General features: G+C 54.0%; 20 protein-coding genes. 8 read left to right on the top strand and 12 right to left on the bottom strand.

Annotated elements, in window-relative coordinates; translation table 11 throughout:
* Window positions 1-508 precede the first annotated feature (508 nt).
* Window positions 509-1,684 carry an oligogalacturonate lyase family protein gene (locus EDF82_RS16700; protein WP_123756639.1) on the top strand — a complete coding sequence of 392 codons (1,176 nt, stop codon included), beginning with the start codon at window positions 509-511 and terminating at the stop codon, window positions 1,682-1,684.
* A gap of 219 nt (window positions 1,685-1,903) precedes the next feature.
* Here the strand turns inward: EDF82_RS16700 and EDF82_RS16695 are convergent, their stop codons facing one another.
* The 3 genes from EDF82_RS16695 to EDF82_RS16680 all read right to left on the bottom strand — a co-directional run bounded on the left by EDF82_RS16695 (window position 1,904) and on the right by EDF82_RS16680 (window position 5,008).
* Window positions 1,904-2,599, bottom strand: coding sequence for an oligogalacturonate-specific porin KdgM family protein (locus tag EDF82_RS16695; protein WP_123756638.1), 696 nt, complete (start codon window positions 2,597-2,599; stop codon window positions 1,904-1,906).
* Window positions 2,600-2,842: 243 nt separating this feature from the next.
* Window positions 2,843-4,021: an acetyl-CoA C-acetyltransferase gene (locus tag EDF82_RS16685; protein WP_123756636.1), complete on the bottom strand. Its 1,179-nt coding sequence runs from the start codon at window positions 4,019-4,021 to the stop codon at window positions 2,843-2,845.
* A 117-nt stretch (window positions 4,022-4,138) separates the two neighbouring features.
* Complete coding sequence (locus EDF82_RS16680) at window positions 4,139-5,008, bottom strand: LysR family transcriptional regulator (protein ID WP_123756635.1); 870 nt, start codon at window positions 5,006-5,008, stop codon at window positions 4,139-4,141.
* 136 nt (window positions 5,009-5,144) lie between these two features.
* On the opposite strand from EDF82_RS16680, the gene EDF82_RS16675 reads away from it, so the two are divergent.
* The 6 genes from EDF82_RS16675 (at window position 5,145) to EDF82_RS16645 (ending at window position 10,672) form a co-directional block, all read left to right on the top strand.
* Complete coding sequence (locus tag EDF82_RS16675; protein WP_123756634.1) at window positions 5,145-5,606, top strand: multidrug/biocide efflux PACE transporter; 462 nt, start codon at window positions 5,145-5,147, stop codon at window positions 5,604-5,606.
* Window positions 5,607-5,740: 134 nt separating this feature from the next.
* Window positions 5,741-6,970, top strand: a complete 1,230-nt coding sequence (locus EDF82_RS16670; protein ID WP_123756633.1) for an amino acid permease — start codon at window positions 5,741-5,743, stop codon at window positions 6,968-6,970.
* 152 nt (window positions 6,971-7,122) lie between these two features.
* Window positions 7,123-7,989, top strand: a complete 867-nt coding sequence (locus EDF82_RS16665; protein WP_123756632.1) for an aldo/keto reductase family oxidoreductase — start codon at window positions 7,123-7,125, stop codon at window positions 7,987-7,989.
* 521 nt (window positions 7,990-8,510) lie between these two features.
* The gene (locus tag EDF82_RS16655; RefSeq protein WP_123756631.1) at window positions 8,511-9,215 is read left to right on the top strand and encodes a flagellar brake protein; all 705 of its coding nucleotides are present in this window, start codon (window positions 8,511-8,513) and stop codon (window positions 9,213-9,215) included.
* A gap of 4 nt (window positions 9,216-9,219) precedes the next feature.
* On the top strand, window positions 9,220-9,795 hold the full coding sequence (locus tag EDF82_RS16650) for a helix-turn-helix transcriptional regulator (protein ID WP_123756630.1): 576 nt from the start codon (window positions 9,220-9,222) through the stop codon (window positions 9,793-9,795).
* 160 nt (window positions 9,796-9,955) lie between these two features.
* Window positions 9,956-10,672: an EAL domain-containing protein gene (locus tag EDF82_RS16645; protein WP_123756629.1), complete on the top strand. Its 717-nt coding sequence runs from the start codon at window positions 9,956-9,958 to the stop codon at window positions 10,670-10,672.
* Between the two features lie 47 nt (window positions 10,673-10,719).
* Here the strand turns inward: EDF82_RS16645 and EDF82_RS16640 are convergent, their stop codons facing one another.
* From EDF82_RS16640 to EDF82_RS16605, 8 genes are all read right to left on the bottom strand, one after another.
* Window positions 10,720-11,307 carry a fimbrial protein gene (locus tag EDF82_RS16640; protein WP_227540144.1) on the bottom strand — a complete coding sequence of 196 codons (588 nt, stop codon included), beginning with the start codon at window positions 11,305-11,307 and terminating at the stop codon, window positions 10,720-10,722.
* A gap of 77 nt (window positions 11,308-11,384) precedes the next feature.
* A complete protein-coding gene (locus EDF82_RS16635; RefSeq protein WP_123756627.1) occupies window positions 11,385-12,377 on the bottom strand; it encodes a fimbrial protein in 993 nt (330 codons plus the stop codon).
* The gene (locus EDF82_RS16630; protein WP_123756626.1) at window positions 12,368-14,854 is read right to left on the bottom strand and encodes a fimbria/pilus outer membrane usher protein; all 2,487 of its coding nucleotides are present in this window, start codon (window positions 14,852-14,854) and stop codon (window positions 12,368-12,370) included. Before EDF82_RS16630 ends, EDF82_RS16635 begins: the two co-directional genes overlap by 10 nt.
* Window positions 14,855-14,865: 11 nt before the next feature.
* Window positions 14,866-15,567 carry a molecular chaperone gene (locus EDF82_RS16625; RefSeq protein WP_123756625.1) on the bottom strand — a complete coding sequence of 234 codons (702 nt, stop codon included), beginning with the start codon at window positions 15,565-15,567 and terminating at the stop codon, window positions 14,866-14,868.
* A 96-nt stretch (window positions 15,568-15,663) separates the two neighbouring features.
* Window positions 15,664-16,272 carry a fimbrial protein gene (locus tag EDF82_RS16620; RefSeq protein ID WP_123756624.1) on the bottom strand — a complete coding sequence of 203 codons (609 nt, stop codon included), beginning with the start codon at window positions 16,270-16,272 and terminating at the stop codon, window positions 15,664-15,666.
* A gap of 442 nt (window positions 16,273-16,714) precedes the next feature.
* Entirely contained in the window at window positions 16,715-17,413 is a 699-nt protein-coding gene (locus tag EDF82_RS16615; protein ID WP_123756623.1) for a helix-turn-helix transcriptional regulator, read from the bottom strand.
* Window positions 17,414-17,422: 9 nt separating this feature from the next.
* A complete protein-coding gene (locus tag EDF82_RS16610; protein ID WP_123756622.1) occupies window positions 17,423-17,809 on the bottom strand; it encodes an amino acid-binding protein in 387 nt (128 codons plus the stop codon).
* Complete coding sequence (locus EDF82_RS16605) at window positions 17,802-18,128, bottom strand: antibiotic biosynthesis monooxygenase (RefSeq protein WP_123756621.1); 327 nt, start codon at window positions 18,126-18,128, stop codon at window positions 17,802-17,804. Before EDF82_RS16605 ends, EDF82_RS16610 begins: the two co-directional genes overlap by 8 nt.
* Window positions 18,129-18,493: 365 nt before the next feature.
* Between EDF82_RS16605 and EDF82_RS16600 the strand changes: the two genes are divergently transcribed.
* The gene (locus EDF82_RS16600; protein WP_015585822.1) at window positions 18,494-18,706 is read left to right on the top strand and encodes a YdgH/BhsA/McbA-like domain containing protein; all 213 of its coding nucleotides are present in this window, start codon (window positions 18,494-18,496) and stop codon (window positions 18,704-18,706) included.
* A 95-nt stretch (window positions 18,707-18,801) separates the two neighbouring features.
* Here EDF82_RS16600 and EDF82_RS16595 read toward each other — a convergent pair whose 3' ends face one another.
* Entirely contained in the window at window positions 18,802-19,674 is an 873-nt protein-coding gene (locus EDF82_RS16595) for an EamA family transporter (RefSeq protein WP_123756620.1), read from the bottom strand.
* Window positions 19,675-19,746 lie beyond the last annotated feature (72 nt).

Here is a 19,746-nt window from a genome sequence, read left to right as displayed (position 1 = left end):
TCTATTCGTAGTCCGGCCCGCAACCCGCACGGCTCCTGACGCCTGGGGAAACGCCCGGAGCGTTATCCGCAATAGAAAAATAAAACACAGTTTTGCTTTGCTATTGAGGTCATCTTACCCCTTGAGAAAATTGTTTTCAATTTTTATTAAAACGATGTTTCATATTTTCACGGTATAATTATCAAAAATGCAAAACGGATCACGAAGCGCATCCCTGACCGTGAAGCAATATCATTAAAAAAACATTAAAATACAGTCAATTAAACAAACTTTAAAAAAAGACAAAACAAGACAATAAGTGGGTATGAAATCAAAGTTAGCCGTCGTCGTGCGGCCAGCGGCGGGAAGAAACTGCGATCCAGTGCAAGATTTTATGGTGATTTGCGTTAGCCATCACAAATAATGAAACAATGTTTTGATAAATTAACACCCATCTTTTAAATCAACTTCACCTGGCGACGCGCCCCTTCGCGGCTGGCGATACTGCAGGAAAGAAAAGGAGTACATCATGGCTAAAGGCATGCGGGTAAAACTAAACTACGAAGTCAGTCACGATCCGGATACCGGCGCGGAAATTACCCGTTTAACCCCACCGGAAGTGACCTGTCATCGTAACTATTTCTATCAGAAGTGTTTTTTCAATGATGGCAGCCATCTGCTGTTTGCCGGCGAGTTCGACGGTAACTGGAACTACTATCTGTTAGATATCGCGAAAGCCGAAGCCATCCAGTTAACTGAAGGGGCTGGCGATAACACCTTCGGCGGCTTCCTCTCTCCGGATGACGCCTCACTGTATTACGTGAAGAACGACCGCACGCTGTTAGAAGTGAACCTCACCACCCTTAAAGAGCGCGAAGTGTATCGCGTTTCCGACGAGTGGGTCGGCTACGGCACCTGGGTTGCCAACAGCGACTGCACCAAACTGGTCGGCATCGAGATTGCCAAAAGCGACTGGACGCCGCTCAACGACTGGCAGATTTTCCACGATTTCTTCCATAAAGGTCCGCACTGCCGCCTGCTGCGCGTCGATTTAAAAACCGGGGCCAGCAGCGTGATTCATGAAGAGAAAAACTGGCTGGGCCACCCGATCTATCGCCCATTCGACGACAACACCGTCGCCTTCTGCCACGAAGGTCCGCACGATCTGGTGGATGCGCGCATGTGGATGGTCAATGAAGACGGTAGCAATGTTCGCAAGGTCAAAGAGCATGCGGAAGGCGAGAGCTGCACCCATGAGTTCTGGGTACCGAACGGTTCAGCGCTGGTGTACGTCTCTTATCTGAAAGGTCAGCAGGGGCGCACCATTTACAGCTTTAACCCGGATACCGGCGTCAACACGGCGCTGATGCAGATGCCGGCCTGTTCCCATCTGATGAGTAATTTCGATGGCACATTGCTGGTTGGCGACGGTTCCGGTACGCCGGTGGATGTGAAAGATACCAGCGGCTACACCATCGATAACGATCCGTATCTGTATGTTTTCGATGTCGCGAAGCAGGCTTACTATCGCGTCGCGCGTCACGATACCTCCTGGGCGACGGTGGCGAACAGCCGCCAGGTTACCCACCCGCATCCGTCGTTCACGCCGGACGACAGTGCCATTCTGTACAGCTCTGATAAAGACGGTAAGCCGGCGCTTTATATCGCCAAATTGCCTGAAAACCGAGAGATGTTAAAAGCATAAAGTAGACTATTTGATTGAGTGTTTCTGTAACTGGCCTTGCCCTCCCCCGCGGAGGGCTTTTTTTGGCTGCTGATGCAGGGGAATGGGGTGGTGAGATAACTTGATTAAACCAGGTGGCATGTTTCCCTGTCTCAATAACGATTCCCTCCGTCTTTCCGCCTCGCCAAAAACAGAAAACCCCGGCCAACTACGCCAGGGTTATCATCGAAATCGGTTTTCTTAGAACGTGTAAGCTACACCGACACGGAAACGCGTCTGACGATCGCTGCGGTCATTCACCCCAACGTTACCCAGTTCACCATACGGCGCCCAGTTTTTATCCAGCTTATACGCCACTTTCAGGTTGTATTCCTGCGAGTACGGTTTGTTGTCGTTACGATTCACGCCTTCAGAACTACGCGCGTACACATAGTTCAGCTCAGCACGCCAGTCGCCGAGAACATAACCAGCCCACGCATCGCCACGGTTCACTTTGTCATCTTCTTTACCCGCGCTGGCCGGATAACGGGTGTAGTCATAACGGTAACGGGCGGCGACATAGAAGCCATTATCGAAGCTGTACTGCACGCGCAGGTTTGGTTTGTAGATTGAGCGGCTATCGTTGCTCTCAATATTAAATCCTGGGGTAACGGAGAAATTCTTATTGGCCTTCCACTGCCAGCTAATGCTCTCTTCGTGGCCGTTACCAACGAAATCTGAATATGGCTGGTCGGTATTATCGCCACCTGATTTCCACTTCGCCTCGACGGAGAAGCCGAAGCCATTAGCAAAACGATGGGAGACCGCAACACGGTCGGCGTTAGTTTTATCGGTTTTACCACCATCAATAAATTCATGACGCAAATCGACGGTTACAGCAGATGCAGAGAAAGTTGCAGCACAGAGCGCAGCCAGAGCCAGAGTTCTTGCAAACATGGGGTACCCCTCAAAATTAAAATTATGTTTCTATTTTATGAAACTGAATTTTATTTTTTATACACTCATGTTTTAGTGATCGAGATCGTAATTATTTGTTTCAAAAAACATGGCACAAGAAGACGTGACAAAGCTCACCAAAAAACGCCCCGGCGGGACGTTTTCACGGTGGTAATTTGCAAAAAACAGGAATAAAAAAAGCCTCCGACCGGAGGCTTGATAAATAATCGTTAAAGAAAGAACTTATTCGCGTTCTACCGCCAGCGCCACGCCCTGCCCGCCGCCGATACACAGCGTCGCCAGACCTTTGCGGGCATCGCGCTTAATCATCTCGTGCACCAGCGACACCAGGATACGACAGCCAGAAGCGCCAATCGGATGGCCCAGCGCAATTGCGCCGCCGTTGACATTGACCCGACGCTCATCCCACTCCAGTACCCTTCCCACCGAAATCGCCTGCGCCGCAAAGGCTTCGTTCGCTTCGATGAGATCGACCTCATCCAGGCGCCATCCGGCTCTTTCCAGACAGCGGCGCGTCGCATGCACCGGCGCAATGCCCATCAGCGCCGGATCGACCCCAACGCTGGCAAATGCGCGGATCCGCGCGAGGATCGGCAGGCCAAGCTCCTGCGCTTTGCTCTCGCTCATCATCATCACCGCCGCCGCCCCATCATTGATGCTCGAGGCGTTACCGGCGGTCACCGATCCCAGACGGTCGAAGGTCGGCAACAAGCTCGCCAGCCCCTCTGCGCTGGCATCCACCCGCGGTTGCTCGTCGGTATCGACCATCCGCGGGGCGCCATTCAGTTCGGTGCTCACCGGCACGATCTCATCGCGAAAACGCCCCGAATCAATCGCCCGCCGGGCTTTATGCTGGGAACTGAGGGCCCAGGCATCCTGAAGCTCGCGGCTGATGCCATATTCCCGCGCCAGGTTTTCCGCGGTCACGCCCATATGGTAATCGTTGAAGGCATCCCACAGGCCGTCATGCACCAGGCTGTCAATCAGCTGACTGTTACCCAGTTGCGCACCGGTACGGCTATCGGTGAGGACATGCGGCGCCCGGCTCATATTTTCCTGGCCACCGGCAATCACCACATCGGCTTCGCCGCACTGGATCGCCTGGGTCGCCAGATGCAGCGCCTTCAGCCCGGATCCGCAGACATCGTTAATCGTGATGGCGGAAACGGTATTCGGAAGCCCGCCGCGAATGGCCGACTGCCGCGCCGGGTTTTGCCCGGTGCCAGCCGTTAATACTTGTCCGAGGATCACCTCATCCACGCTGTGGGGGTCGATACCGGCCCGCTCCACCAGCGCTTTCACCACCAGACTCCCCAGCTCCACCGCCGAGTGACGTGCTAAGGTCCCCTGAAAACAACCGATGGGGGTCCGCAACGCACCGACGATAACGACATCTTTCATCCTCTACCTCTGCCCTGCCTCTGCGCAAAGAAACAGCAACATAGTAGAGAATTGTTATCAAAAAATTTCGCAATTGTTTAAAAAAAGTGAGGTAAATCACAAAGAATTGCGACTGACTTAGCGCTCCTGGTGCTGTAAATGCTGGCGCAGCCAGCTCCCGGCTTTTCCCGGCGGCGCCCGCTTATTCCATAATAAATCCACGGAGATAGCCCGCGGCCAGCCAGGAATGTTCAGCGCCACCAGCCCGCCAGAACCGGCAAACTCCTCCACCAGCGCGCAGGGTAAAATGCACCACCCCAGCCCCTGCACCGTCATACTGAGCAGCAATAGATAGTTGGGGGCGGACCATACCTGCCCCTTTGCCGGTTCCGCCGGGTTACCGAGGAAAGTACTGAGACGGAGCTCGCGCCAGCTGTGTAGCTCATCCCAAATCACCCGTTCCTGGCGGGCCAGCGGATGCGTCGGCGCAACGTAGATAGCCATCGCGGTTTGCAACGGCAGGCGGGTGCTGCCGATCTCCGTCGGATAGCGTTCTCTGGCCTCGATTAACCCGACCTGCGCGCGCTCCTTTTGCAGCAGGTCAATCACATCCTCATCTTCCCCAATCAGGCACTCAAACTCGGTATGGGGGAAACGCCGGTCGAACTGCTGCAGCAGGTCTTCCAGCACGTCCGGGTGCAGGGTGTCGGAAAGCACGAAGGTGAGGCGCGCCTCGGTCTCATCCGAGAGCGAAACAGCCAGCTCATCCAGGCGTTCGCTGGCCGCCAGAATCGCTTTGACGTAGCTCAGCACCTGCTCGCCCTGCGGAGTGAGCGTGGGCTGCCGGGTGGAACGGTCAAACAGTTCCACCCCGAGGTCGGTTTCGAGATTCGCAATCGCGGTGCTGATGGTGGACTGGCTTTTCCGCAAGCGGCGGGCGGCGGCAGAAAACGAACCGCAGGCGACCGCTTCCACAAAGGCGGTCAGAGCTTCAGGTGAGTAGCGCATGAACTATCTACTTTATCGATGGAACCTATCTTTTGTTTATCACAATTATCCATAAAATGCGGCATAAATTCTGACAACAGATTTCTCCTCCCTGAGGAGAACGATCGGAATAACGGTTTTTCGGAGGTCATACACCATGCAACAGAATACGTTTCAGCGTAAAACGCTGACAGAACGCGTTATCCATGCGGTCAGCTTTGAAGGGCTCGCCACGCTGATCCTCGCGCCAACCGCCGCCTGGCTAATGCAGCGCTCGGTCGTCGAGATGGGCGGGCTGAGCATTCTGCTCGCCACCCTGGCGATGATCTGGAACCTGATTTATAACGCCGTGTTCGATCGCCTGTGGCCCGTTTCCCGGGTGGTCCGCACCCTGAGAGTTCGCGCGCTGCACGCCATCGGCTTTGAGAGCGGTTTCATTATTATTGGGGTCACCGCCGTGGCATTGGTCCTCGGCGTGTCGTTGATCCAGGCATTTATGCTGGAAATTGGCTTTATGTTGTTCTTCCTGCCCTACACCATGCTGTTTAACTGGCTGTGGGATACCTTGCGCGAGCGGGTCCTGAAATATCGCCAGCAGCGAATGCTGGCCCGCAGCTAATCGATGCGCGACGCCGGGAGGCCACCCGGCGATCGCCGCGCTTATTTGTCATCCTAAACTATCGCCACGGCTCATCCATTGTTGTGGTAAATTACACTCCTTTTTTTTGGTTTTACGGTTGATAAATTCACACGATGTCTAAAATTTGGTCAAAAGAAGAAACTCTTTGGAGTTTTGCCTTATATGGCACTGCCGTAGGCGCTGGTACCCTGTTTTTGCCGATCCAGCTAGGATCCGCGGGCGCCATTGTCCTGTTCATTACTGCCCTCGTCGCCTGGCCGTTAACCTACTGGCCGCATAAAGCCCTGAGTCAGTTCATCCTCTCCGCGAAAGCCGCCCCCGGCCTCGGGATCACCGGTGCGGTCAATCACTACTACGGCAAGAAAGTGGGGAACCTGATCACCGCGCTCTATTTTCTCGCCTTCTTTGTGGTGGTATTGATTTACGCGGTCGCCATTACCAACTCGCTGGCGGAGCAGCTGGGCCGGCATATGCCGATCACCCCAGGCGTTCGCGCGCTGTTGAGTCTCGGCGTGGTGATGGTGCTGAATCTGATCTTTTTGATGGGTCGCCACATCACCATTAAAGTGATGGGTTTTCTGGTGTTCCCGTTGATTGCCTGCTTCCTGTTCCTGTCCGTCTATCTGATCCGCGACTGGCAGCCAGACCATCTCACCAGCCAGATGCAGCTGACCTCGCACACGTTCCACCAGATCTGGATCTCGATTCCCGTGATGGTTTTCGCTTTTAGCCATACGCCTATCATTTCGACTTTTGCTATCGATCAGCAGGAGAAATACGGCGAGCAGGCCATGGGTAAATGCAAAAAAATCATGAAGGTGGCCTACACGATCATCTGCGCCAGCGTACTGTTTTTTGTCTTTAGCTGCCTGCTGGCCATTCCGGCCTCCTATATTGAAAATGCGCGAAATGAAGGGGTGACGATCCTCTCGGCCCTCTCAATGATGCCTGGTTCTCCGGCATGGCTGGCGGTGACCGGAATTGTGGTCGCCGTGGTCGCCATGTCCAAATCGTTCCTGGGCACCTACTTTGGGGTGATTGAAGGCGCCAGCGAAATCGTGAAAACGACGCTGGGTCAGGTAGGCGTGCGCAAAAGCCGTGCATTTAACCGTGCGATCTCGATTCTGCTGGTCTCGGCGCTGACCTTCGTGGTCTGCTTTATCAACCCGAATGCCATCTCGATGATCTACGCCATCAGCGGTCCGTTGATCGCCATGATTCTGTTCATCATGCCAACGCTGTCGACCTACATTATTCCGGCCCTGAAGCCGTACCGCTCTGTGGGTAACTTCATTACCCTGGTGGTCGGACTGATGTGCGTTTCCGTGATGTTCTTCAGCTAAGCTCCCCTCTGCGGCGGCGGTTCCCACCGCCACCGCACGTTCTGTCAACATTCCTGTCGCAACAAGTTTCCCCTCTGACTTACACTTAGAGCCTATGCCAAATAGCCTAATGGGACAGCCTCTTAGGCTTTGCTCATCATCGGGGAAAATCCATGTCCAGCGTAAAACAATCCGGAAGCGGCACATTAGGTCATCGTCAGGTTTATCGTCTGGGGTATGGCGCCATGCAACTGGCCGGCCCTGGCGTCTTTGGCCCGCCGGCCGACCCGGAAGGCGCCATCCGGGTGCTGCAGGCGGCGGCGGAGGCCGGAGTCAACCATATTGACACCTCCGATTTCTACGGCCCGCACGTGACCAACCAGCTGATTCGACAGGCCCTGCACCCTTACACCGACGATCTCTGCATCGTGACCAAAGTCAGCGCCCGTCGCGATGAACAAGGGAACTGGCTCCCGGCAACATCCCCGGAAGAGCTGACGCAAGCGGTGGAAGATAACCTGCGTAACCTGGGTCTCGAGGTGCTGGAGGTCGTGAACCTGCGCAGCATGCTCAGCGCCCACGGACCGGTTGAAGGGTCGCTCGAAGGACCGCTGACCACCCTGCTCGAGCTTAAAGAACGCGGGCTTATCCGCCACATTGGCCTCAGCAACGTTACCGCACAGCAGGTGGCCGACGCGCAAAAGCTGACGCCCATCGTCTGCGTGCAGAACCAGTACAACGTCGCCAACCGCGGTGATGATGCGTTGATCGACCTGCTTGCCGCACAGAATATTGCCTACGTCCCCTTCTTCCCGCTGGGCGGATTTAGCCCCCTGCAGGCGCAGGAGCTGAACGATGTGGCCGCCGCGCTGGAGGCAACGCCGATGCAGGTAGCGCTCGCCTGGCTGCTGCAACGCTCGCCCAATATTCTGCTGATCCCAGGCACCTCCTCGCTTCAGCATTTGCAGGAAAACCTCGCCGCTGGCGCACTGACCCTTCCGCCCGAGGCCATCGCAACGTTAGATCACTTGCAGGCCTGACGGTCGTTGGCAACCGGCGCGAAGGCTTTTCGCACCGGTTGCCGCGCCCTGCCATTATTTGCCTGGAATAAGCCCAACAGTGCTGGCACTATATATACCCTTCATACTTCAAGTTACATGTACGTTGGCTTTTCTCGCTCACCCCAGTCACTTACTTCAGTAAGCTCCCGGGGATTTCCTGCGTCGTCGCCTTGCTGTAACTCGAATTATTTAGGGTATAGAATAAGCAGGTAGTTGTTTGCACTATTCCGTAACCAATAACCTCATACATAGCAGTGAAATATACTTTTTAGACGAGTCTCCTTTATGGGGACTTCTGTCGTTTTTGCCTTCCAGATTTTTTTGAACTCTTGATTACAGGAAAAACAATATCTGATTCGACGTTTATACAAATCAATCCAGCTACAAAGATAGCTAATAACATCAAATGCTCAGAAAAACATCTGGTTAATACAATCAGAATGTTGGCATTGCCATACAAAAAATTAACTACACACAATAAAAATCAACAAGGAATCTAAATGACTGAGGGAACAATAAAAACCAGCAGGTATGAGATCATTGCTATTTTCAGGGAAGAACTCAGAAAGCAGTCCGAGATAGAAATCTTCCTCAATAACAAAAGCATCATGACTCAACTCACGCGGGTTGATTTTGCCGAGTTCCATATCGTCACGCATAGCAAAATCCCTCCGGGGAACAGATATAAATTCATTCTGCATAGCGATTCAGGCAAGATTGAATTCAACTCAACGCTGCTGGAAAATTATGGCAGCGAGCACCAACAGGGTAATAAGTTCTCATTTAGCCTCCCTGACTGTCTTCAGGTGATTCAACGCCGACGCGACCCGCGCTTTCGTCTGCATCACCACTATGATTTCTTTTGTCGTGGCCGACATAAAAATGGTGAGAACTATACTTTCGAAATTAAAGACATATCAGATGGCGGCTGCGCGTTGATGGCGAAAAACCCCAACTTAAAATTTCTGGGCCATCAGTCGGTGTTGAAAAATTCAATTCTGTCATTAGCAGAATACGGCGAAATCACTATCGATTTAGTCATCAAAAATGTCATTGAGGTCACCCTCGACGATGGTTGCGTAGACCAGGAGAGCTACCATCAGGTTTCCTGCCAGTTTAAATTCCGCCATCATGATGACAAAACCAGAATAGAGAAAATGCTGCTGGATTTGATTCTGGAAGCCAAGCGTAAAAAGAGAGTCTGAGCTTTTGGACAGGATATCGCTGTACACTGATGATAATCTCATCGGACAATCGATACATCGCTATATGATTGATAACAATAAAAATATATCAGTATTTCGTTATCAGGATATTGCGCAAAAGGCAGGGATGCCTTTCGCCGGCATCGTCATCATTAATGTCATCCATCAGGACATATCGGCTGGCGAAACGATGTCGCGACTGAATATGCTGCGCGGGTATCTCCTGAACTGCTCCCGGCTGATTTTAGTGGTGAAAAGTGACATTGCCGACCTGTGTCTGGAGCTGATCGGTATAGATAATGTATTGATACTCAACGAAAAATCAACGCTTGGTGATTTTTACCTTGCCACCAGCACGCCGCGCAACGGGCGCCAGGCCCCGGCGCAGAAGAAACTCTCCGCCAGAGAGCTACAGGTTCTTGAGCTGACGATGAGCTGTCATAACAACAAACGCATCGCCACCCTGCTGGACATCGACCATAAAACGGTACACAGCCATAAAAGGCATATCATGAAAAAGCTGGGTATGGATAATTCGCGGATGATGAACCAAAAAATAGTCAACCTGTATCAATGCTAAAAAAGGTATTCTCCTCCTTCAGCATAAAAACAAGTAGATACCAATCAAAACCAAATAATTAATTGAGAAGTTACATTTAATAATTATTCCCAACTACAACAAGGTCACCTATAATCATTACACCCTGCAACAACCATGTGTAACTTCCTGGCGCGAAAAAATGACAGCCACCCTATTTTCAGATAACAATTTGTCTCGTAGTGATATCGCCGTACGTTATGTCTTTCAAAAAATGTTCTCGCCACAAGATACCCTGGTTGCCGTAGAGTGCTTAAGTCGTTTCGATACCATGCCGGTCGCGCCGGAATTTTTCTTTCGCCATGCCAATGCCGCGCTGCGCGAAAGTATTTTTATGGAGCAATTAGCATTAATTGAAAAGCACAAAGCATGGTTTATTGATAATGGCATTTCGGCGACAATCAATGTCGACGACCACATCCTCAGCATTCTCCATCATCCTGAAATAGACGCCTATATAAAACGCCTGGGCTGTGTGCATTTTGAGGTGACTGAAAACGCCAACAGCTTGCTTAACGATGCACTTGCCAACTGGCAATCCTCCCCCGCCTCCACCTTATGGCTCGATGATTTTGGCTCTGGCTATGCCGGTATTAATGCTATTCGAGGATATCATTTTGATTATGTCAAAATTGATAAAGACTTCTTCTGGCATTTAATGAAAAAAGAGTCCGGACGCCCGCTAATGGATGCGCTGGTAACCTTCCTTTCACGTAATAACCATAACGTCATTATTGAAGGCGTGGAAAGTGAAGCGCATAAAAACTGGCTGCAGGGAATGGAATGGTTTGCCGTTCAGGGGCATTACTGGAAAGAAGTCAGTATTGAACAACTGGTTCAGGAAAATATTACTCAGTAAAAATACCGGAACCCTCCGGTATTTTTACTGGCGAAAAACGCACACCCTCAGTTATACACTAATTCCCAGGTGGCCCAGCTGGTAATCGGGCCGCTGGTTGCCTGCAACGGCGTCGGCGACACGTAGCCAATATAATAAGTAAATACCCCACCATTGACCGATTTTTCTACCATCGATACCCGGTTTTGCTGCGGGTCGGCGGGCACAATTTTATTGCTCTTATCGAGGGTATTATTGTCATTGGTCGACAGCGCCAGATAGATATTTCGCGCCCCGTCCGGCAAGGTATTCGCCAGATAGCCGGCGTTTTCGTTCGCCACCGCCGTCAGCATAAATCCATCGACCCAGCGCACATTCACCGAGCGGATCTCATGACTGTCCGCCGCGCCACCGTCATGACGCAGCTGACAGTTCGATAGCTCAAGCGTGAAAGGCTGCGGTTTCATCAATGCTCCGGCACCACGCGCGTGGACTTCCGCCAGACTCACCGGCGCCAGCCAGACGTTGCCGCTGCCGGCATTATGGCCGCCGTTGAGCGCCACGCTGCAGGAGATATCCGTCACCTTCCCGGCAAAATCGACTCGCCCGTTATCATATTCCGGCATAAAACCGTAGACCGACGAGGTGACAATCATGCTGCCTGCCACCGCCAGTCTCAGACGTCGTTTGCTACGGGTACCCCATCCATAATCCTTCATGCCGACCTCCCGAATTAATCGTATGTCAGGTTAAAGATCATATGCGACTCCACCTCGCCGGTACTGGTTGTCGGCAGATACTGGTAAAAGCGCGCATGATAGGCTTGCGTAAAGTAACGCGTCTCCTGATTACGTAGAGAGCCGATGCTGTACTTTTTATTAAATTCCAGCGGAACCCCGTCCCGCAGCACCTGAATGCCGACCCCTTTCGCGGCTGAGCTACCGCTTTTTTCATTGAGCAATGCCCCTTGTTTGAGGGTGGTGCTGGTCGCCAGCGTGCCGGAGAACGACGTCTGAATATTGGCAAATCCCGTGTCGCTTAACCCGCCGCTGCACTGCAGTTCAATATTGAAATCCCGCCCACCGGCGGTGGTGCCGACCCCTTTGAGGTCGCTACGTTTAATGGTGCCTACCGGAACGTTCATATTCTTACCGCCCACCACCGTACAGGAGGGAGAGACGATGGTGATCGCGTTGGCGCTCAGGTAGGTTTCCAGGATCGGATTGTTGCCTCTTTCCCAGTCATACGAGGTGTATTTCCCCGCGGCCAGGGTTCCGCTGCCGGTGACGGCGGCGGTCTTGATAAGTTCGAGGGTGAAACGCGAGCCTTCCAGCGTATAGTTCGTCCCCCGTCCCCCGTTGGACGTGTAGCTACCGGGATAAACAATATTCACCGTCGAGCCGCCACGGCTAAAGCGCATGCCGATCCCCGGCACGTTGGTGGAGTAGACCTTGTTTCCCAGATCGTGCACGCCAGCAGCCACAATGTCGGCCCGGAAGGTGTTGTTATTGGTGCAGTAGTAGCTGACGCCATTGCCGCCCGGCATGGTCCAGTCCTGTTTAACGATAACCGCCCCGACCGGCAGGTCCGGCGACACCACCACCCGTCCCAGGGTCATATCAAACTTTACCGTGCTGGCCGAACGGCGCGAGCAGTCCGCCCACACCGTGGATGTCCCCAGGGCCAGCAGGCCAGCCGCCATGATCAGTCGTTTACTCAGCGACATACCGTTTCCTTTGTTTTTGCCTGACCCAGATCGACCGAACATTGCCCGTCGTTCCACTTCACCGTGACGCGCTGCACGCTGGCATCGTTGATAAACATCATGCTGCCCTGACCTACCACGCCAATGTCCTTCCCTGACGGGTCAAGAATAGTGGCGGCAAACGGCAGCGGTTGATGATTCGCCTGTCGTGCCTGAAGGGTGATGCTGTTCTGCACCGAGGTCGCGAATGACACCTTCACCACGCTGCCTTCCCACGGAACAACCTGCGCCACGGTACGCTCAAAGGCGATATCATCCTGGCTACCTTTCGGATCGATCTCGACCGAGTTAATCCGGTACGGACGCAGATACGGCAAAATGGCGTAACCATTGCTATCGACGCGGGTACCTGGCGATCCCGGCAACATGGCGCCGGCGGCATCTTTCGCTTCAATCAACGCCATGGTGTTGCCACTTTCCGGCGAGAACACCACGCCATGACGATGGGCTATCAATGTCCCGCTAGCCCCAAGCCCACTCTGGCGGTAGCCTTCGCCCTGGCTGTAGCTGCCGTTGAGGGTGGTCCACGGCGTGCGGTAGCTGCCGTTCAGGGCCACATCATGCTGCCCCCCGGTCGCGGTGGTGGTGGAGATGCCGTAGTTGAGGTTATTTTCGCGATCCAGCGCGCCGTTAATGCCAATCTGCGAGCTGCCAAAGCGCGAATTGTTGAACGAGGTATTCGAGGTCAGGTTGGCGGTACGGTTCTCGCCGAACCATAACGGGTAGCTGAAGTTCAGCGAGACGCGGTCGTCGCGACGATGCCCGCTGTTATCCGGCGTATAGACGCGCTGCGCCCCGACGGACCACGAAAGACGCCCGTACGTATTGTTGTAGTTGAGCTGATACTGCTTCTCGGTTCCCGAGCGGTTCCAGTAATCAGAGACGCTGCCGCTAAGATAAAAACCGCCCCAGCCGTCCGGCAGGTTCTGGTTCACGGTAAAGGTCATGCCGTTCTTCTGCCGCCACAGGGTGTAGTTGCGGTTACGGTTCTTCTCTTGATCGATGGTGTACAGCGCGTCGCTGAGGTTGTAATAGCCTTTGGTGGAGTAGCGATAGGCCGCCAGCACGATACTGGTCTGGGTTTCGGTGAACATCCGGTTGAAGGTGGCGCGATAGCTCTGCCCTTTCTCATCCAGAGTGTCGCTCTTCAACCGCGACTGGGTGACATCCAGCGACAATGCACCGATACCGGTATTCATCCCGGTCCCCAGCAGAAACGCCTGATAATCATCAAAGCCGGTCACGCCGGTATAGCCGGTAAACAGGTTGCTCAGACCATGCTGCCAGGTGGCCTGATACAGCATCGGTTTGTTTCGCAGCGAATTATCATCGACCTTACCGGCCGACAGCGCATAGCGGGTCATGCCCGGGCGCAGCAGCTGCGCGACCGAGGCGTAAGGGACGCTGAAGACCTGCACCGAGCCATCGGCCTCTTTGACGGTAACGTCAAGATCGCTGCCGTAGCCGGAAGGGTAGACATCCTGCAACGTAAACGGCCCCGGCGGTACCGAGGTCTGATAAATAATATTGTTGCCCTGGCGCACCGTCACCAGCGCGTTGCTTTGCGCCACGCCGCGGATTTCCGGGGCGTAGGAGCGCATGCCGTCCGGGAACATATTGTCATCGGTCGCCAGATTTACCCCACGCAGGCCAATGGTGTCGAAGAATTCCCCGTTCGTGAAAATCTGCCCGCCGCTGACGATTGAATTAATCTGCGGGATCGGCCGTTGGAGGTAGGTCTGGTTACTGTTCCAGTGCGCTTTCCCCTGCTGCTGCTGCCAGTTGAGGTTGCCGATATGCTTGAACAGCCAGCCGTCCCAGGACAGACCGGCATTGATGCCAAGATAGGCGCTGCTGTTATCCGAGCCGTTAGCCGCCGAGGTGTGGCTGGTCCAGGTATTCGCCATCCAGCCAAGATTCAGCGCGGCAATGCCCTTGTCCCAGAATTCCGGGCTGACAAAGTTTTTCAGACGCTGATCCTGGAAGATCTGCGGAATGGTAATCTCCAGCCGCAGAGCGGACTGAATCAGATTGTCTTTAACGGAAGCGTCGTCATACCACGCCTGCAGACGGCCACAGAAGCCTGCCTGCTTGCTCAGTTGCGGGTTGAGTTTTTCTGCCGAAATGCCGTAACGCTCGAGCATCTCGCGGGTGTAGCAGATCCCGAGGTTACCCTCTTTGTCACGGGTGACGTTGAGATCGTAGCGCCCCTTCCACTCGTTATTGGTGTAAACATCGAGCGAATAGGTCCCTTCCGTGATGGCACTGGCGGAGAAGCGAGACAGATCGACCTTTTCCCGGCTGCCAACGATAAAACCATCATTAAACTGGTATACCGTTCCCGGGTTTTCCTGTCCGCTGGAAAATGGCGGGAAGCAGAACAGCGCCATCGCGATCGCCGTGCTTAATCTTCCCGGGCAGATAGACCTCTGCGTCATGATCGAATCCCTTATTTAACCGCGACTTTCACCGCCACATCTGCGCCATAGTCATTGATATTGTTGAGCGTCAGGGTCTCGCCGCGGTTCACGGCGCCAGAGAGTGCTACGGTCTGGCTTGACTGCGGCGCCAGCATCACCGTTTTGCTGTTCAGGGCTTTGCCGCCCTCACGGGAAATACGGCTGATGGTGAGATAAAACGGCGTCGGGTTGTTAACTGCCAGGCTGCTGCCATTGGCGGTCAGCGTCAGCTGCTCCGGCGCGGCGTCGCGGTTGCCCAGTCCGACAGGACGATAGATAAACTTAAAGCGCGAACGGATCGCCAGCTGGAGGATGTTCTCGCCTTCATTTTTCTGATTGGCGACCACCGGCGGTATCTCGAGCAGATTCAGCCACCACAGCGTCTCTTTATTCTGTGCCAGCCCGGCAGCGCTACCCAGCTTAATGCGTAAGGTCTGGCCGCTTTTCGCGTCAACGCGAGAAATCGGCGGGGTAATAATAAATGGCGTGGTAATGGTATCCGGCGTCGCGTCGGCATTACCGTTATCCAGCCAGGCTTGCGCCAGGGCCGGACGGTCGGCGGTATTAGAAAGCTGCACCGTTATTTCTTTTTCATTTCCTGGATAAATAAAGCGGGTGCCGTTGACGATAATATTGTTGGCATGAGCCGCGAAACTAAAAATGAAACAGAAAAAAAGGACAATATGCTTCATGCTGACCTCAGAAGAAAAAAATAAGCGGCAGCAATGGCCGCTTTATTATTGTTTTAAACCGCCGGAGCAACCGACGGTTTTATTTTCTGGCGAAAATTACTGGTAAGTAATTTCGTAGGTCGCGTAGCTGTTAACCACACCGGTAGTTACGCTATCCGGGGTATTGGTCGCGTAACCGACGAAGTAAGTGAAGCGCGCGCCGTCCTGGACTGCGGAATCATCAGCGGTAGCTTTCGGCTGAGTCGCATCACCCGGGATGATTTTTTTAGCCAGGGTGCTGCTGTCATCGGTGGACAGAACCAGCTGGATGTTTTTCGCACCTGCAGCTTCGGTATTCGCCAGGTAGCCGACTTGTTTGCCTGCCGCGCCAGCCAGCAGGTTACCGCCGGTCCAGTTCACGCCCAGTTTGCTGACATCATCCTGCTTCTCGCCGCTTGCAGACTGGCAGTTGCTGACGTCGATGGTGAAAGATTTTGGTTTCAGGTAGGTATCTGCAGCAGCCGCTTTGACTTCAGTCAGGGTAACCGGAGACAGATAAACGTTAGCATCGCTGCCCTGGCCGTTAACGGAAACGGTGCAGGATACATCGGTCACTTTACCGAAGAAATTAACCTGGCCACCACCAACATTGGTATCAGCCGCATTTGCCGCAGTCATACCAAAAAAAGCAGTCGCCATTGCTGCAGAGAGAAGAACCTTTTTCATTGCCATTTCCTTGTCAGAGTGAGTTTTATATCAATAAAACCAGCAGTAAATCTGCACAAAAGTCAGAAGCGTTATGCGATGCTCACTTGTGCAACTGTGAATAGAAACTTCGACTGACCGGAAGCCGCAATATTTAAGGCGTCAGGACACAAACGCGATTGATGGCGTTCGGTAATGCTATCGGCGTCAAAGAATGCTATTTATCGGCAACAAATATACATTTGCTTATAACTTGTTACATCCCACAGGCGATAAGTTTTGACTATTGATAAAAACTTAACAATAGCTAAAAACAAACAACAAGTTATTTACATTGAAAAGGAAAAGGCGCAATAGATATATATCGAGGAGGGAATATCATGACAAATAACGCTATTTGCTGGCTATCGCGAATATTCTGAATAATAAACTGAGGGAGCCATCAATATCGCCAAATAACGCCCTACAGCTGCAACTGAAAGTGCTGGCGTAGCGCCTGCTTGCCTTTCGGGGCGATCGTCACCTGGCGAAATCCCGGGGTGACAACAAACCAGCCGTTGAGCTGACCATGGCGCAATAATGCGGCCCCCACGGCGCCTCCGGGGTGAAAACGCCGCTCGCTCCAGTCCAGACAGGCGCAGCACACCCGGCGCCGCCCGGTTGGCAGGATCACCCCTAAACGAGCAAACTGTGCCTCTCCGGTCGCCGTCAGCGCCTCGCCATCCGGCGTGATCCACGCTTCGCGCAATAGGAAATCATAGAGCCCGACCGCGACTTCGCCTGCCAGGTGATCGTAGCAGGTGCGCGCCGTGCGCAAATTCACCGGGGTGCGGGTGGTGAGCTGCGTTGCGTGTTTGCCGGCCATGACCATCATGTTTTCCAGCAGCCCGGCCACATCACTGCTCGCCAGTCGATAATAGCGGTGGCGCCCCTGTGCCAGGCACACCAGCAGCTGGCTGGTGACCAGTCGGTTAAGGTGGGCGCTGGCGGTTGAGGCGGAAACCTCAGCTACCGTCGACAGCTCCGTGGCGGTCCACGCCCGGCCATCCATTAAGGCACAGAGCATTTTCATCCGCGAGGCGTCGGCCATGGCGGCAGCCAGCGCGGTGATGGATTCTGCCAGTGACTCATCATCAGCAATAATGTTGGCCGGTTTTAACATAGCGCCTCGTCAGGTGGTGGCCCAGGCACGCGTCACGTCCTGCGCCAGTGAAAAGTTATCGGTGACCAGAATCAGGCGATTGGCGTGATCGCTGTACTGGGTCAGGATATTGATTCCCTGCTCAGCCAGCGCCTGCGCTATCGCGCCCAGTTCACCGGGTTGTTCCTGTTTTAACCTGCGGATGAGCGGCTGGCAAACGCCCGCGACCGGGATCCCCGCCTGCTCCAGCACCGTTCTGGCCCGTTCGCCTTCAACCACCAGAAAATGGGCATGGCATTGATTGCCGCAGGTGAACACGCCGCCCCCTTCCAGCCCCACGCCCTGTTCCCCCAGCGTTTGCCCAAGTTTCGCCAGCTGGCCGGGAGTATTGGGCAGGATCACATGAATATCATACATCACCGTGCTCCTCCCGGCTGGCCGAGCCGTAGGCGCGGATAACCTGCGCAATTCGAATCTGCCAGGCGGCGAAGATTTCTGCCTTGCCCTCCTGCTGGGCCGCCTGGTGGCAGAGGTTCTGTTTCCAGGCCAGCACCGCCTGTTCATCACGCCACCACGAGAGGGAGAGAATTTTCCCCTCCGTCGTCAGGCTTTGAAAGCGCTCGATGCTGATAAAACCATCGATGGTGCTGAGCAACGGTTTCAGCTCCGCCGCCAGGGCCAGGTAACGCGCCTGTTTTGCCGGTGTGACATCGGCTTCAAAGAGTACCGCGATCATCGTGTCGTCCTTCTGCTGTCAGTGATAACGCCACTGTAATACTCCGGTTCAGCCGATGCTTCGTCGGCCAGCGAAGTATCATTTGCCCTCTTTTAACCCGGCTGGCAGGCATGTCTTCTCCGTACTCTTCAAAAAATCATGGTATCAGCAATACTTTTTTTTAATTTTCCGGGCTCACAAACAGGCAACTAAGCCATTGTTTTCGATAGAGACAAGATCCCAAACGTCATCTGACCGTCATCCTTCCGGCACAAAAGTGTGATCTAAATCGCACTTTTTGCCACGCTGGTTATAGTTAGCAGGCTTATTATAAACCCATCGAAAGCACAACGCTTTCCACCTAAAAAGTTAAAAGGATACACACCATGAAAAACGTAAAATTACTTGCCGCTGCCGGTATGCTCTCCCTGGTTTCTTTCGCTAGCTTTGCTCAGCACCCGGTCAGCGTCACTGCAGATACCCTCGACAGCGCAGAAGCAAAAATTGCCACTATCGCTAAAGATCAGGGCGCGTCTTACCACATTACCGAAGCGTATACCGGTAATCAGGTTCATATGACCGCCGAGCTGTCTAAATAACAGAATGGTTGCAGAGGGAACTGCCAGACTGGCCGCTGAAAGGCGGCCCGTTTGGTTCCCGCCGCACAAGCACCATGCAGCAATGTCGAGCCCCTTTATGGGGCTTTTTTTGTTAGCGCGCGCTGGATAGTCAGCACGCTCACCAGCACCACGATCAGCCCCACCAGCGCCAGCCCCTCAATTTTCTGTCCAAGAAAAATCCAGCCTAACAAGACCGCCGTCACCGGGCTCAGCAAACTTAATGCCGATACCGCAACCGAAGGCAGACGGCTAATCCCCCGGAACCATAGCCCGTAAGCCAGCATTGCCCCGGCCACGCACAGCCACAGATAGCCTGCGACCTGGGTCATTGTCACCTGCTGCAAAGGCGGATCCACCCACCATGCCACCGGCGCCAGCACCACACCGCCAATCAGCAGTTGCCAGCCCGTCAACGCCACCACCGGCAGCGATATCGCCCAACGCCGCGACAGCCAGGTGCCCAGCGCCATACTCACCGCCCCGGCGAACGCCGCCAGGATCCCCAGCGGATCCAGCACAACGTCCGGCGACAGCAGCAACAGCGCCATGCCGATAATGCCGCTGCACGCCGCGATCACCGCCAGCCACGGCGAACGCTGTCGGTCGACACACCAGGCCAGCAGCATCACCAGCAGCGGCTGTATCGCGCCAATCACCGCGGCCAGTCCGCCGGGCAGACGGTAGGCGGCAATAAACAGCAGCGCCTGAAACGCGCCAATATTGAGGATCCCGGTGACGATCAGCTTCCACCACTCCCCGCGCCGCGGAAAACGCCGACACCAGATCAGCAGCGCCACGCCTGCCGGCAGCACCCGCAGCAGCGCCGCGATAAAGGGCCGGTCCGGCGGCAAAAACTGCGAGGTCACAATATAGGTCGTTCCCCAGATAGCCGGAGCCAGGGCGGTTAACAGTAAATCTACAACGGGCGATCGCGAGAGAAAGCGCATGATTTTATCTTCACTTCAAGGTAAATTGATGGCTTAAGTATGTATCGATAAATGTCTTGATATCAAGATAAG

This window comes from Klebsiella sp. BIGb0399 (assembly GCF_003752615.1).
GTDB lineage: Bacteria > Pseudomonadota > Gammaproteobacteria > Enterobacterales > Enterobacteriaceae > Klebsiella > Klebsiella lignicola.
This window is presented reverse-complemented; position numbering and strand designations above follow the sequence as displayed.

Bases quoted from the DNA above. Each gene is read 5' to 3' on its own strand.
- EDF82_RS16700 (WP_123756639.1), top strand. From the start codon at position 509: ATGGCTAAAGGCATGCGGGTAAAACTAAACTACGAAGTCAGTCACGAT.
- EDF82_RS16695 (WP_123756638.1), bottom strand. From the start codon at position 2,599: ATGTTTGCAAGAACTCTGGCTCTGGCTGCGCTCTGTGCTGCAACTTTC.
- EDF82_RS16685 (WP_123756636.1), bottom strand. From the start codon at position 4,021: ATGAAAGATGTCGTTATCGTCGGTGCGTTGCGGACCCCCATCGGTTGT.
- EDF82_RS16680 (WP_123756635.1), bottom strand. From the start codon at position 5,008: ATGCGCTACTCACCTGAAGCTCTGACCGCCTTTGTGGAAGCGGTCGCC.
- EDF82_RS16675 (WP_123756634.1), top strand. From the start codon at position 5,145: ATGCAACAGAATACGTTTCAGCGTAAAACGCTGACAGAACGCGTTATC.
- EDF82_RS16670 (WP_123756633.1), top strand. From the start codon at position 5,741: ATGTCTAAAATTTGGTCAAAAGAAGAAACTCTTTGGAGTTTTGCCTTA.
- EDF82_RS16665 (WP_123756632.1), top strand. From the start codon at position 7,123: ATGTCCAGCGTAAAACAATCCGGAAGCGGCACATTAGGTCATCGTCAG.
- EDF82_RS16655 (WP_123756631.1), top strand. From the start codon at position 8,511: ATGACTGAGGGAACAATAAAAACCAGCAGGTATGAGATCATTGCTATT.
- EDF82_RS16645 (WP_123756629.1), top strand. From the start codon at position 9,956: ATGACAGCCACCCTATTTTCAGATAACAATTTGTCTCGTAGTGATATC.
- EDF82_RS16640 (WP_227540144.1), bottom strand. From the start codon at position 11,307: ATGATTGTCACCTCGTCGGTCTACGGTTTTATGCCGGAATATGATAAC.
- EDF82_RS16635 (WP_123756627.1), bottom strand. From the start codon at position 12,377: ATGTCGCTGAGTAAACGACTGATCATGGCGGCTGGCCTGCTGGCCCTG.
- EDF82_RS16630 (WP_123756626.1), bottom strand. From the start codon at position 14,854: ATGACGCAGAGGTCTATCTGCCCGGGAAGATTAAGCACGGCGATCGCG.
- EDF82_RS16625 (WP_123756625.1), bottom strand. From the start codon at position 15,567: ATGAAGCATATTGTCCTTTTTTTCTGTTTCATTTTTAGTTTCGCGGCT.
- EDF82_RS16620 (WP_123756624.1), bottom strand. From the start codon at position 16,272: ATGAAAAAGGTTCTTCTCTCTGCAGCAATGGCGACTGCTTTTTTTGGT.
- EDF82_RS16615 (WP_123756623.1), bottom strand. From the start codon at position 17,413: ATGTTAAAACCGGCCAACATTATTGCTGATGATGAGTCACTGGCAGAA.
- EDF82_RS16610 (WP_123756622.1), bottom strand. From the start codon at position 17,809: ATGTATGATATTCATGTGATCCTGCCCAATACTCCCGGCCAGCTGGCG.
- EDF82_RS16605 (WP_123756621.1), bottom strand. From the start codon at position 18,128: ATGATCGCGGTACTCTTTGAAGCCGATGTCACACCGGCAAAACAGGCG.
- EDF82_RS16600 (WP_015585822.1), top strand. From the start codon at position 18,494: ATGAAAAACGTAAAATTACTTGCCGCTGCCGGTATGCTCTCCCTGGTT.
- EDF82_RS16595 (WP_123756620.1), bottom strand. From the start codon at position 19,674: ATGCGCTTTCTCTCGCGATCGCCCGTTGTAGATTTACTGTTAACCGCC.